The organism is Arenibacter palladensis, from assembly GCF_900129275.1.
GTDB lineage: Bacteria > Bacteroidota > Bacteroidia > Flavobacteriales > Flavobacteriaceae > Arenibacter > Arenibacter palladensis.
Genome location: NZ_FQUX01000005.1, coordinates 239,925 through 253,882, shown reverse-complemented (window position 1 = coordinate 253,882; position 13,958 = coordinate 239,925). Strand labels below are relative to the sequence as shown.

Annotated in this window: 8 protein-coding genes; 7 read left to right on the top strand and 1 reads right to left on the bottom strand. The window is 40.9% G+C overall.

Annotated elements, in window-relative coordinates; translation table 11 throughout:
• Positions 1–7 precede the first annotated feature (7 nt).
• The 6 genes from BUA60_RS15165 to BUA60_RS15140 all read left to right on the top strand — a co-directional run bounded on the left by BUA60_RS15165 (position 8) and on the right by BUA60_RS15140 (position 8,254).
• Positions 8–1,588, top strand: a complete 1,581-nt coding sequence (locus tag BUA60_RS15165; RefSeq protein ID WP_084532615.1) for a SusD/RagB family nutrient-binding outer membrane lipoprotein — start codon at positions 8–10, stop codon at positions 1,586–1,588.
• 179 nt (positions 1,589–1,767) lie between these two features.
• Positions 1,768–3,258: an amino acid permease gene (locus BUA60_RS15160; RefSeq protein ID WP_072863105.1), complete on the top strand. Its 1,491-nt coding sequence runs from the start codon at positions 1,768–1,770 to the stop codon at positions 3,256–3,258.
• A 213-nt stretch (positions 3,259–3,471) separates the two neighbouring features.
• Positions 3,472–4,848, top strand: coding sequence for a glutamine synthetase family protein (locus tag BUA60_RS15155; RefSeq protein ID WP_072863103.1), 1,377 nt, complete (start codon positions 3,472–3,474; stop codon positions 4,846–4,848).
• Positions 4,849–4,852: 4 nt separating this feature from the next.
• Positions 4,853–6,238: an aldehyde dehydrogenase family protein gene (locus BUA60_RS15150; RefSeq protein WP_072863102.1), complete on the top strand. Its 1,386-nt coding sequence runs from the start codon at positions 4,853–4,855 to the stop codon at positions 6,236–6,238.
• A 43-nt stretch (positions 6,239–6,281) separates the two neighbouring features.
• The gene (locus tag BUA60_RS15145; RefSeq protein WP_072863100.1) at positions 6,282–7,454 is read left to right on the top strand and encodes an iron-containing alcohol dehydrogenase; all 1,173 of its coding nucleotides are present in this window, start codon (positions 6,282–6,284) and stop codon (positions 7,452–7,454) included.
• A 2-nt stretch (positions 7,455–7,456) separates the two neighbouring features.
• Positions 7,457–8,254, top strand: a complete 798-nt coding sequence (locus BUA60_RS15140) for a type 1 glutamine amidotransferase (RefSeq protein WP_143153203.1) — start codon at positions 7,457–7,459, stop codon at positions 8,252–8,254.
• 105 nt (positions 8,255–8,359) lie between these two features.
• On the opposite strand, the gene BUA60_RS15135 is transcribed toward BUA60_RS15140, so the two are convergent.
• The gene (locus tag BUA60_RS15135) at positions 8,360–10,621 is read right to left on the bottom strand and encodes a GH92 family glycosyl hydrolase (RefSeq protein ID WP_072863096.1); all 2,262 of its coding nucleotides are present in this window, start codon (positions 10,619–10,621) and stop codon (positions 8,360–8,362) included.
• A 516-nt stretch (positions 10,622–11,137) separates the two neighbouring features.
• Between BUA60_RS15135 and BUA60_RS15125 the strand changes: the two genes are divergently transcribed.
• Positions 11,138–13,684, top strand: a complete 2,547-nt coding sequence (locus tag BUA60_RS15125) for a phosphoenolpyruvate carboxylase (RefSeq protein WP_072863092.1) — start codon at positions 11,138–11,140, stop codon at positions 13,682–13,684.
• Positions 13,685–13,958: the final 274 nt, after the last annotated feature.

The window sequence follows — 13,958 nt, the reverse complement described above, 5'->3', positions numbered from 1 at the left end:
ATAAAAGATGAAAAACATACATATATCAAAAAAGGGTTTCTTCGTGATGTTTCTTTTGGCAGCTTTTATGGGTTGTACAGAAGACTTTGAAGAAATAAATCAAAACCCCAACTTTCCCGAGCAGGCTTCCTCTGAACTGCTTTTGCCAGGGGTTTTAAGACAAATGGCATATAATTGGGGAGACCAAGGATGGGAGGAAGGATTTACCGTGGTTCAATATGGAGCCCGACTGCAGTTTACCTCGGGAGATATATACCAGTGGTCTCCTACGAGCAATCCATACAACGACGCCTATGACGGACTACGCGATATTGAGAATATTATTCGTGACACCAAAGAAAATGCGGATCGCCAGAATTACTACGGCGTTGGACTAATTGTTAAATCGTGGATCTATTCCTATTTAACCGATGCATATGGAGATGTTCCCTACACGGATGCCGTTAAAGGAATCAGCGATGATAATATTACACCAGAATTTACGCCACAACAGGAAATTTATGACGGTCTTTTGGCCGACTTAAAAACGGCCAACGCTGTATTAACGGGTACACAAAATATATCCGGGGATATATTGTACGGTGGCGATGTATTGAAATGGAGAAAGTTTGCCAATTCGCTTAGGCTTCGCCTTTTGATGAGGATCAGTGATGTAGATCAATCCAAAGCCACGGCCGGTATGGCGGAAATTATGGGAGATCCAACAACCTATCCGATATTTGAAAGTAATGCGGATGCAGCGTTATTGCAATGGAATTCCGATAATCCACAACCCAAATATAATACGCGATCTGGTAGTTTTGACGAGGTTAGGTTGAGCCTTACCTTGGAAACCAGATTAAAGGATCTAAATGATAGAAGGCTTATCGTTTATGCGCAACCTACTTCCAATTCCGGAAAAGGAATTTATTCCGATAATTTGGATGATTATGTAGGTATGCCCAACGGTTTGGACGATGAGGCGGCTTTAGGGTATAGCCCTACCGGAAACCCCAATGAAGTGGGGTCCAATTTCATTTCAAGAATTGGTATTTTATTGGCCTGTAGGGCCTGTAACGTAGAGCTTGCTTCTCCTACGGCTTCCCAGACCATTATAATGGATTATTCTGAGCTTCAATTTATCCTGGCAGAGGCCAGGGAAAGAAATTTCATAACCGTAGGCGATGCCGCTACCTATTATGAAAATGGAATAAGAGCTTCCTTTTCGTACTATTTGGACAGGATAGTTGCCGGTGGTTGGAACGAGATCGCTGCCGATCTACAAGCTTTTGACTTGGATGCCTATATTGCACAGACCGCAGTGGCCTACACGGGAACAAGCCCAGAAAAGTTGGAAAAAGTAGCCTTGCAAAAATGGATAGCTCTCTTTTATACAGGTTTTGAGGCCTGGTCCGATTGGAGGCGTACCGGAATGCCGGAAGTTATACCAGGTCCGGACGCTGTAAATGACAAAAAGGTTCCGGTAAGGTTTCAATATCCCAATTCCGTGAAATCAACGAATAATGCAAATTATCAGCAGGCCGTTACCCGCATGGGAGGAGACGATTTAAACACCAGGCTTTGGTGGGATGTAGCCAGTAACAATTAGAAGTGCAATTAATAAGTAATTTATTTTGAATCTTACGGACCATGGGGATTCTTCTCCATGGTCTTTTTATTGATAATATTCAATCCTTCAAGTTTAAAGAGTGATATTTTTTTTATTTCATGGTATATTAGTTACCAACTTAGAAATATATAATCAAACCAAAAACCAAGAGAATAGATATGGGCAAAGGTGTTAAGTACAAAAAAATGGACAAATCCTATTTTGAATCCAGGGAACTGAAACGCCATGCCGGCGTTTGGTCTTTATGGGCCTTGGGCGTTGGGGCCGTGATATCGGGACATTTTTCAGGATGGAACCTGGGCTTGGCTTCTGGGGGATGGGGCGGTATGTTTGTCGCCACTTGTATCGTAGCAATAATGTATGTTGGGCTTACCCAAAGTGTGGCAGAAATGTCTCCCGCCCTACCACATACCGGAGGAGCATATTCATTTGCCAGATCGGCCATGGGACCCTGGGGTGGCTTCTTTACCGGCTTGGTAGAAAATTTGGAATTTATTCTTACCCCTGCGGTTATTGTTTTTTTTCTAAGTAATTATATGCAGGGCATTTTTGAGACGGCTCCAGAAATGCTGCCTTTTTGGTGGTTCGGATTTTATACCATCTTTACCCTGTTGAACATTGTAGGGGTAGAACTATCCTTTCGGTTTACAGTGGCCTTAACCTTATTGGCTTTGGGATGTTTGGGTATGTTTTGGGTATCCTCCATTGGAAGTGCCGATTTTATGACTTATGCCTTGGATATAAAGGCGGGCCCCGATGGTAGTGCAGAACATTTGGATGGAGGCGGAGGTTCCCTTTTCCCAATGGGATGGGAAGGAGCTCTAAAGGCAATGCCATTTGCAGTTTGGTTGTTTTTGGCCATTGAACAACTGCCCTTGGCAGCTGAGGAATCCGTTGATCCCAAAAAGGATATGCCCAAGGGGTTGACCTATGGCATCATTACCTTGATTATTTCGGCCTTTTTAATCCTTTGGCTAAATGCCTCCATACCTTTGGGGTCCTATGCCCTTTCCCAATCCGGGGAACCCTTATTGGACGGATTTAAGGTGTTGTACGGGGACAATATAGCCAAGCTTTTGGCCTTAGTGGCATCCATTGGTCTGTTGGCGTCTTTCCATACCATAATTTTTGCATTTGGCAGACAGATTTATTCCTTGTCAAGGGCCGGGTATTTCCCTGTTATATTGTCTTTGACCCATAGCAAAAGAAAAACGCCCTATACCGCTTTGATTCTTGGTTCCCTCATTGGATTTACGGTTTTAATGGTCACCAAATTTTTGGCAGGTAATGAAAGTGAGGTATTTGTTGGGGGAGCTTTATTGAACATTGCTGTTTTTAGTGCCATGCTCTCCTATATTTTGCAATGTGGTTCCTTTTTATTGCTGAGGAAGGATAAACCGGATTTGGAAAGACCTTATGTAAGTCCGTTTGGGAAATTAGGTGCCTGGACCACTATATTTTTGGCCAGTGTAATTATATATTTTCAGTTACAGGATCAATCTTACAGGACGGCAGTGTTTATATCCATAGGGTATTTAATTATCGGTTTGGTCTACTTTGGGCTAAAAGGTAGGCATAGATTGATACTTTCTCCGGAAGAAGAGTTCGCCATGGAACACGAGGCAAAAAAGGCAATAGTAAAAAATTGATTTTTATAGCTAGAGGTGGGCATTATTCAATAATTTTATGAGGGATTTTTATTTAAGGATGGGAGTTGTGGAAACAGGAATATGTATCAACGGGCTATAATAGTTGAATCTTGGAATAAGAATAGAATAATCAACCAGAAAACAGTCAAGTGAAACCTTACGTACCATTAAGAGGTTTTCATTGGACCAATAGAAAACAATAATAATAAACCTATGAAAAAGGAAGTGCCAAAAATGACCAAGGAATCGGTCAGAAGTTATATACAGGAACATCAAATTGAAAATATTAAATTGGCCGTTGTTGATGTGGATGGAGTTCTCCGCGGGAAATACGTTAATTCCAAAAAGTTTCTATCCGCATTGGACAAGGGATTTGGTTTTTGCAGTGTAATCTTTGGTTGGGATTCCAATGATGTTTTATATAAGAATGATTCCTTTACCGGTTGGGCAGATGGTTTTACAGATGCCAACGCAACAATAGATGCTTCCAGTATGAGGATGTTGCCAACGGAAGATTTCAAGTCGGTTATTTTTTTGGTAGATTTCTCGGAGAGTAGTGCTGCCAGTGTTTGTCCAAGATCTATTTTGCGCAGAACATTGGAAAGATTGGAAGGCTTGGGGCTTAAAGCTAGTGCCTCTTTCGAGTTCGAATTTTTCCTTTTTAATGAATCCCCTAAATCCGTTCGGGATAAGAATTATCATAACCTGGAACCAATGACGCCAGGTAACTTTGGTTATTCCATATTACGCAGCTCCACCCATGCCAATTATTATCACCAAATAATGGAACTTTCCAAGGAGATGGGCATGCCATTGGAAGGATTGCATACGGAGACGGGTGCGGGAGTACTGGAGGGCGCATTAGAGTATTCCGAGGCTCTGCGGGCTGCCGATAATGGGGCTCTATTCAAAAACTTTGTAAAAGTTTGGGCACAACAAAACAATTTGATGGCATGCTTTATGGCCAAATGGTCTTCCAGTTATCCCGGTCAATCCGGTCATATCCATATTTCTTTGCAAAATACGGATGGCTCATCTGCCTTCTACGATAAAAGTAAGCCAAATGGCATGTCTGATGTGATGCGATGGTTTCTAGGAGGACAACAAAAGTTAATGCCAGAATTTTTAGCTATGGTGGCCTCTACATGTAATAGCTATACGCGACTCATTCCCGGTTTTTGGGCCCCCACTGCGGCCTCATGGGGTATAGATAATAGAACCTGTGCCCTTAGGGCAATTCCTGGATCTGAAAAGTCGCAAAGAGTGGAATATAGGGTATCGGCAGCGGATATTAATCCCTACTTGGCCCTTGCTGCGGCTATTGGTTCGGGATTATGGGGCATAGAGAATAAAATTGAACCTACAAAAGCGGTAGATGGAAACGCCTACGATGTAGATTTTTCACAGGAACTTCAGTTGCCTAGGACCTTGTCCCAGGCCGCTGAAAAATTTAAGAATTCAAAAATTGCACGGGATCTCTTTGGTGATATATTTGTGGATCACTATGCGTATACCCGACTATGGGAAGACCAACAACAACTGGGAGCTATAACCGACTGGCAATTAAAACGTTATTTCGAAATAATTTAAAAAAATGATAAATACCATATCACCTATAGACGGCACTATTTATTATACTGCCGAAGAACATGGCCCAAAGGATATTGAACAGGCCCTAGATTTGGCTGAAAGTGCTTTTCCAATTTGGTCCAATCTTTCCATTGCCGAGCGAGCTAAATATATAACGGCCTTCGTGGATGCCATTGTACAGGATAAAAATGATATAGCCCTCGAAATTACCTGGCAAATGGGCAGACCATTGGGTCAATCCCCTGGAGAAATAAAGGGTTTTGGAGATCGCGCCCATTATATGATCGGAGTAGCGGAAGAGGCTTTGGGCGACTATAAAGTTGTAGATGCCGAGAATCCGGATAAAAGATGGGTAGAGCGTGTTCCAATTGGGGTTGTAAGTGTGTTGAGCCCTTGGAACTATCCTTTCTTGACCTCTGTAAATGCTATTGTTCCGGCTTTAATGGCAGGAAACGTGGTAATTTTAAAGCATTCGTTTCAAACTCCATTGGTGGCGGAACGTTATGCCAAGGCAGCTGCCAAGGCCGGACTGCCGAAAGGGGTATTTCAAATACTGCACCTGAACCATAAAAATACGGCCGAATTAATTGGCGATAATCGAATTGACGGAGTTTACTTTACTGGTTCTGTACAAGGTGGGGTAGCGGTTCAAAATTCCTTGGTAAACAAGTTCATTCCCTGTGGTTTGGAGTTGGGAGGAAAAGATCCCGCCTATGTAATGGCCGATGCCAATTTGGAGAATAGTGTAGAAAATTTAGTGGACGGGGCTTTTTTTAACAGTGGGCAGTCTTGTTGCGGTATCGAAAGAATTTATGTTCATGAAACGCTTTACGACAAGTTTGTTGACGGATTCGTAGCGCTTACTAAGCAGTACACGTTAGGGAATCCTTTGGATGCCGAGACCAATTTGGGGCCTATGGTTAAGACAGATGCTGCCAATTACGTAAGAAAACAAATAGAACAGGCTTTGGGTAAAGGGGCAAAATCCTTGGTGCCCGAATCCCTGTTTAAAGCCTCTAAAAAAGATACGCCTTATTTATCCCCCCATGTACTTGTCAATGTGGACCACAGTATGGAGGTAATGACCGAGGAGAGTTTTGGACCTGTAGTTGGGATTATGAAGGTAAAGAACGATGAGGAAGCATTGCGATTAATGAACGATTCCCAGTATGGTCTTACCGCCTCCCTTTGGGCAAACGATATGGATAGGGCCATTAATCTGGGACGGAAGATCGAGACCGGTACCGTTTTCATGAACCGCTGTGATTATTTGGATCCGGCATTGGCCTGGACAGGCGTTAAAAATTCCGGAAAGGGCGTTACCTTGTCTAAAATTGGATACGACCATGTTACACGGGTAAAATCGTTTAATTTTCGAAAAGGGAAATAAGAAATTATAAATCAATTTATTGAATTTAAAAAAATAAGAATTAATGCAATTAGCAAATACAAATTGGAATTATCCAACCACCATCTGGTTTGGAAATGGTAGAATAAATGAAATATCACAGGCATGCCAAAAATTGGGAATCAAAAACCCATTATTTGTTACCGATGAAGGCTTGGTGAAACTGGATATAGTAGGGAATACCATAAACATTCTAAAAAGGGATGGTTTAAATTTCACGGTTTATAGCGATGTGCAGGGTAATCCAACGGAAAAAAATGTGGTTGAAGGGGTGGCCCACTATTTAAAGAATAAACATGATGGGGTTATTGCCTTTGGTGGTGGTTCTGCCATTGATGCGGCCAAGACCATCGCATTTATGTCCGGACAAACCAGGTCCCTATGGGACTTTGAAGATGTAGGTGATAATTGGAGTTATGCCGATCCTGCCGGAATTGCACCTATAATAGCCATTCCTACCACCGCAGGTACCGGCTCAGAGGTGGGTAGGGCTTCCGTAATATTGGATGAAGAACTGCATACCAAGAAAATCATTTTTCACCCAAAAATGTTACCGGCAATCGTGATATCCGATCCTGAACTTACTTTGGGTCTACCACCTCACATTACGGCTTGGACCGGTGTAGATGCCATGGTGCATGCCATTGAGGCTTATTGTGCTCCAGGGTATCATCCTATGGCCGATGGCATTGCCATTGAAGCTATCCGAATAATTGCCAAGTATTTGCCAATCGCCGTTAAGGATGGAAAAAATTTGGAGGCCAGAGGGCAAATGTTGGTAGCGGCATCCATGGGTGCGACAGCCTTTCAAAAAGGATTGGGTTCCGTGCATTCCGTAGCCCATCAATTGGGAGCCATTTACAATAAACAACATGGCTTATTGAATGCCATAATATTGCCATATGCCCTAAAACAGAACAAAGTGGCTATTGAGGATAGAATGGTGCATTTAAGTAAAGTCCTTGGACTGGAAAAGGAAGGTACCGATGCTATTATCGATTATATAATCGGTTTGAGAAAAGAATTGAATATACCGCATATACTGAAAGATATAGACATTAATACTGATAACGCGAAAGAAATAGGGGAAATGGCCTTTAAAGATCCATCTACGCCTTCCAACGCAAAACCTGTTAACGCAAAGGATTTGGAGCAACTTTTTAGAGCTGCGGTAACTGGAGATATAAATGGACTGTAAGCGTGAAACTGTTAATTGTAGAAGGAAATAACGAACAAACACGCCTGCAAAGGGGAGCTTTTGGGATAAAGCCATATCATCTAATGTTCCGAGAAATGCTGAGGGGCTTGGTCCCAAAAGCACAATCAGATTTTGCCTTTCCGGCTGATGGGGCAAGCGACTTGCCTACAGCTGCACAATTGGAAAAATATGATGGGGTATTGTGGACAGGCAGTTCCCTTAGTGTCCTTGATGATATCCCGGATGTTCAACAGCAATTGAATTTTGCCGATGAGGTTTTTAGGAGCGGTGTGCCGTTTTACGGCAGCTGCTGGGGTATGCAGGTTGCAACGGTTGTAGCTGGGGGCAAGGTAGCGCTTAGCAAGAACGGTTTGGAGTTTGGAATCTCCAAACCAATTGATCTCACCCCGCTAGGAAGGAAAAGTCCGTTAACTTCCCACCGTAAAAAGACCTATTCTGCACTGTGTATTCATTATGATGAAGTGGCAAAGGTGCCCGAAAACGCCATTATTTTAGCCAGTAATGCCCATTCCAAGGTGCAGGCCATGACATTCGACTATAAAAAAGGTTCATTTTTTGGGGTGCAATACCATCCTGAATTCAACCCTTCAGACATGGCATTGATAGCGTCATTTTTATCCGAAAAGCTAGTGAAAAGTGATGCATTTGATTCCTTGGAAGAAGTACAGGAATTCGCCTTGTCATTACGGGAACAGAAAGGAATTCCACCAGAGATTTGCGATTACCAACTCCATACCCAAGAAATCTTGGCTTGGTTAAGGCATATATCTGGAGAATAAAGGAACATATTTATAAGGTTTAAAGAGGACGGTTCATATTATAGGAACCATCCTCTTTTTTTTTGAAATCACAACGAGTGCGATTAAGTAATTTAGCTTCTCTTTTTAGTTGTTTTTGAAGGCAGTAGGACTGGGGTTTTTTCCCATCTCAAATTCCAGGAGATTGCCATTCATAATTTGGGTATAGGTGATCAAGGGTTCGTCCAATACCTTTCCGTCCAACTTTACCGATTGAATGTACATATTCTCATCGGAAAGCTTGTTGGCTTTTATCCTAAATGATTTTTGTTCTCCGTTCTTGCGTAAGCTAAGGATGAGTTCTGGAAATTGCGGTGCCCCAATGGCGAATATTTCTGTACCTGGGGTAACCGGATAAAAGCCCATAACCCCAAAAACATACCAGGCGGACATCTGTCCGCAATCATCGTTACCGTTGATTCCCAGGGGATGATTTCTATAATTAATGGTAGAGGTGTGCTTGCGGATAAGCTCTTGGGTTTTCCAAGGTTGGCCTGCATAGTTGAATAGGTAGGCATAATGATGTCCGGGCTCATTATCATGTCGGTAATGTTGCCCATCAAAATTTTCATTTAATTTGGCGGCAAACTTTTCCTTCCCACCAAAGAGTTCGATGCTTCCTTCAATATCGTGCATGGCGCCAAATAAATAGGTCCATCTCCCACCTTCCGTAAACCCTTCCTGTTCGTTTTTGTCCCAATCGCCATTAAATAGTCGGGCATTAAGAAACCCCGTTTCCTTGTTATATAGGTTTTTGTAGTTTTTGCTCCATCCCATCAATCGCCCATAATCTTCCATTTTACCCATGTCCTTGGCCATTTGGGCAATGCTAAAATCGTCTATTCCAAACTCGATGGTCCTGGTTACGGATTCCCGAGTCTTATCCGAAGCTACATAACCTAGGGAATGATAGTAGGTTAGGCCGCCTCTGGCTTCATATAACGTGCCTTCATCCCTATCTCCCCAAGGTTTTTCGGTATCCCTATAAGGTGGGTGCATGGCATTTTTTCTAACGGCCTCATAAGCTAGATCCAGGTCGTAATCCCGAAATCCCTTTATATAGGCATCCGCAATTACGGCATCGGCATGGGTGCCTGTCATAATATTGGTATAGGTAGGATTGGGCCATTTAGGCAACCAACCTCCCTCTTGGTACATCTGTAATAAGGATTGTATCATGGGGCTAACCCGTTCTGGCTGTGTAAAATGCAGTAGGGGGTGCAGGGCCCTAAATGTATCCCAAAGGGAGTAGTCGTTATAAGAAACCCCATCATGGACCTTGTCATCGAACGGACTGTAGTAACGTCCGTACTCCGAAAATTCCCTTGGAAACAACATGGTGTGGAACAAGGCGGTATAAAAAATGCTTTTTTGATCTTCCGTAGTTCCATTTACTTTAATCCTGGAAAGATTTTCTTGCCAAATATCCCGGGTGTTTTCTGCCACTTTGTTAAAATCCCAATCAGGTATTTCCCTGGTTAGGTTTTCACGGGCTTGGTCCAAACTTATAAAGGAAGTCGCAATTTTGACCTTGACCTTTTCATTTTTTTCCGTTTTGAAACTTATATATCCTCCCATTCTGGCACCGGTCTGCTCTTTCCCCATTTCTATGATATCGGGCTCCGTTCTAAAGGAATTCCAAGTTCCAAATCGCTCAAAGGGTTTGTCAAATTGAATTATAAAATAACCTTTAAAGTTTTTTAATTCGGGGCCCAAATGGGAAGACATCCGCTCAGGATTATAGCCGGTAATTTCCCTTTTATTTTCATCTATTTTGATATAGCCGTGAAACGCCTTTTTGTTCTCGGTAATATTAATGCCCTGGATAATGATATGGGATTCATCGGATTTGGGAAAGGTGAATTGAAAGATGCCACAGCGGGAGGCAGCCGCTATTTCCCCTTTTATTTTCTGACTTTTATCACCCATGGAAACACTGTAGTAGTTGGGTTTCGATATTTCATCTTTATGGGTAAATGGCAGTGCCCTGTCTTTGGGAAGTAACTTTAATTTCCCAACTTGCGGCATTACGGATACATAACCATAATCACCCATCCAGACCGTAGGCTGGTGAGTGGCCATAAATCCTTGAATGGTATTGTCTTCATAAAAGTATGGCATTTCACTGATTTTGTTTTCCCTTGTCTGGGCCACAAAATTCGTCATAGCAAAAGGGGTTCCTACACAGGGCATGGTTCCTCCACCATCCCTACCTTCCATAAATCCGGATGATGGGGTTCCTATCAATGGATTTACATAATCAACTTCCATTTTATTTTGGGCAGACATAACTGCTATCGATAATAAAAGTAAAAGGAAGGGATACAAGGATTTCTTATTCGTTTTCATCTAGTAGAGTAATAGGCTTAAACATTTGGGCAATCATAAATATGAATTGCAGAAGGAGTTATTCAAAAAAACAATAAAATATTGATAATGTGAAAGATAGGGGAATATAAATTATGCAAAGGTTTGCATAATTGGCTGTTTTATAGAAATGGGAATAGAATGTATTGTATTATAAGGCGTTGAGGGAATTTAATGGGCCCAATATTTTAAGTTGTTATGGTTTAAATGGGTCAAAACTAAAAAGAGCCTTGCCGGTCAGACAAAGCTCTTTTACGAGAACACTATATGAAAATGAAAAAATTACTTTTTTATTATTACATGGTAAATGTACCTCCTTACCCTTCGTTGTGAAAATTATTGTTGTGAAGTCTGTTGATTTTGAGGTGTCCACATTAAATTTTGATGTTTGACCCATAATTCCTCCTTCAAATCTAAAAATATACCGATATTTAATGTTTGAAATTCATGTCCCTTGATTATAGGGGAGGTGATTATGTAGAATGTAATTAAAGATGTATGCTTCAATCAGAGAGATTAGACGAATTTAAAAAATCGGTCCAGAACAAGTTCAATATTTATAATAGCTTGTTTCTTAATTTGCCATACCAGAATATTGAAAATGTAGGAATGCTGATTCCTTTACTGCTGCATCAGGCAGAAACAGGATTGAAATCAGGTAAAAATCCCCAAGAAATTCTGGATGCTTTTTTTCAGAACTATGCGAATATTGATTCGGAAAGGGACAGGATAGATTTTATGTTCCGGATTATACAGTATGTGGAAAGGCAGGTGGTGTTGTATGATAGTGTTGAGGATGCTGCTTTCCCTAAGCTTCAAAAACACAGTAGTTCCCTTACCATTGGGGATTATTTTCAATTGGTGGACAAAAACAAAAGTTGGGACCAGATATCGGATAAACTGTCGACCTTTAGTGCACGTATTGTTTTAACGGCACATCCTACGCAGTTTTATACTCCTGCAGTCTTGGATATCATAGGTAATTTAAGGAGTCTTATTTTGGAAAACAAAATCAATGAAATTGATTTGGTGCTTCAACAATTGGGATTGACCTCCTTGATAAATGCCAAAAAGCCTACACCCTTGGATGAGGCAAAAAACATAATTTATATTCTACGAAATGTATATTATGATGCCGTAGGGGAACTCTATGCTTACATAAAGGATAATATTGGTAACATGGACTTCAACAATCACAATATTATGAAATTGGGATTTTGGCCCGGCGGGGATAGGGATGGGAATCCTTTTGTAACATCCAATATCACCAAAGATGTTGCCGATGAGCTGCGAATTACCCTAATGAAATGTTATTATCACGATGTAAAAAAATTACAACAAAAACTAACCTTTAGGGATCTGCAAGATGTAATTTCCAATTTAAGGGGGCGCTTGTATAATACCATGTTCGATGCCAACACGGTGATGCGCTATGAAGAAATTATTGAACCTCTTCTTGAAATAAGGTCGGTACTTATTGGAAAATACCATAAGCTTTACCTAAAGGATTTGGATCATCTAATAGACAAGGTAAAGATCTTCAGGACACATTTCGCCACCTTGGATATTAGGCAGGACCATAGTGTTCATACCCAGGTGGTGGAGGCCATTCTAAAGGCCAATGGCCTAATTTCGGAGAATATTGGCGAATTGAACAAGCAGGAGCTGATAGATATTTTAATCCATAAGGATATAGATCTACAAGTGCAGAATTATGAAGAGGATATTGTTAAGGAAACCATACAGAATATTCTACAATTAAGGGGAATTCAGGAGAAAAATGGTGAGGAGGGCTGTAACCGTTATGTTATAAGTAATTCCGAGAGTGTTTTTTCTGTACTTTTTGTCTATGGACTTTTTAGATGGTGCGGTTGGGAATCGGATAAGATTACCTTCGATATTATTCCCTTGTTCGAAACCATGAAAGGCATGGAAAGTTCCGAAAATACAATGAACGAATTGTTCGACCTTCCAGAGTATAAAAAGCATTTGGCGCAGCGTCATAATAAACAGACCATAATGCTCGGGTTCTCTGATGGTACTAAGGATGGTGGATATGTAAAAGCTAATTGGGAAATTTTCAAAACCAAGGAAAAATTGTCTGCCGTTTGTGATAGGAACCATATAAAGGCCATATTTTTTGACGGTCGTGGTGGCCCACCGGCACGAGGAGGAGGAAAAACACATAGGTTTTATGCCGCACAGACCAAGGACATTGCCAATAATGAAATTCAATTAACCATTCAGGGGCAGACCATTACCAGTACTTATGGAACAAAGGAGCAGTTTATCCATAATTCCGAGCAATTATTAACGGCCGGACTTTCCAATAACTTTTTTGGCAAGGAAAATGTGATTTCCAAGGAATCAAGACAATTGTTGGAAGAGTTGTCCGATCTGAGCTTCGAGAAATACGATGCTTTAAAGAATCATGACAAGTTTATTGCCTATTTGGAAAACAAGAGTACTTTAAAATATTACCAAAAAGCAAATATAGGGAGTAGGCCAGGTAAAAGAGGCCATAAGAAAAAGCTTGAACTTACGGATTTAAGGGCCATTTCTTTTGTGGGTTCTTGGAGTCAGCTTAAACAGAACGTCCCAGGTTATTTTGGAATCGGAACGGCTATTAAGATTTTAAAGGACCAAGGGAAACTGGAGGATCTGAAAAAATTGTTCAAAGAAGTTCCTTTGTTTAAAGCTTTGATGCTCAATAGTATGATGTCTTTGGCCAAGTGTTATTTTGAACTTACCAGTTATATGAAGGATGATGAGGAATATGGTGAATTCTGGAACATTCTTTATGAGGAGTATTTGCTTTCCAAAGAAATGCTGTTACTTATTTCTGAATCCAAGATTTTAATGGAAAAAGAGTCGGTTTCACGTGAATCGGTTAAAATTCGTGAAAATATAGTGTTGCCTTTATTGGTAATCCAACAATTTGCCCTTCAGCAAATGAGCAAGGAAACGGAATATAAAGAATTGTATGAGAAAATAGTAATTAGGTCTTTATACGGTAACATTAACGCAAGTCGTAATTCTGCTTAATGTTAAGAAAAAAAGTATATAGGATTGCCTAAATGGCCACAAAAAGGATAGTTTAACAGTGTTGGAAATAACCTATCCTTTTTTGTGGCCATCTTATTATTATTGACCGTTGGTGGGAATTTAATGGATTTAATTTAGTAATATTAGAATATCAATATAATTTATCAGTTTTGAAATCGTTTTAGATTTATCGGTTTCATAGTTTATATTGGACCATATTGGTAAAAGTACAATAACGGCAATGGTCCAATGCCGATTGGGAATTCTGTTACGA

Bases quoted from the DNA above. Each gene is read 5' to 3' on its own strand.
- BUA60_RS15160 (WP_072863105.1), top strand. From the start codon at position 1,768: ATGGGCAAAGGTGTTAAGTACAAAAAAATGGACAAATCCTATTTTGAA.
- BUA60_RS15125 (WP_072863092.1), top strand. From the start codon at position 11,138: ATGCTTCAATCAGAGAGATTAGACGAATTTAAAAAATCGGTCCAGAAC.
- BUA60_RS15155 (WP_072863103.1), top strand. From the start codon at position 3,472: ATGAAAAAGGAAGTGCCAAAAATGACCAAGGAATCGGTCAGAAGTTAT.
- BUA60_RS15135 (WP_072863096.1), bottom strand. From the start codon at position 10,621: ATGAAAACGAATAAGAAATCCTTGTATCCCTTCCTTTTACTTTTATTA.
- BUA60_RS15145 (WP_072863100.1), top strand. From the start codon at position 6,282: ATGCAATTAGCAAATACAAATTGGAATTATCCAACCACCATCTGGTTT.
- BUA60_RS15150 (WP_072863102.1), top strand. From the start codon at position 4,853: ATGATAAATACCATATCACCTATAGACGGCACTATTTATTATACTGCC.
- BUA60_RS15165 (WP_084532615.1), top strand. From the start codon at position 8: ATGAAAAACATACATATATCAAAAAAGGGTTTCTTCGTGATGTTTCTT.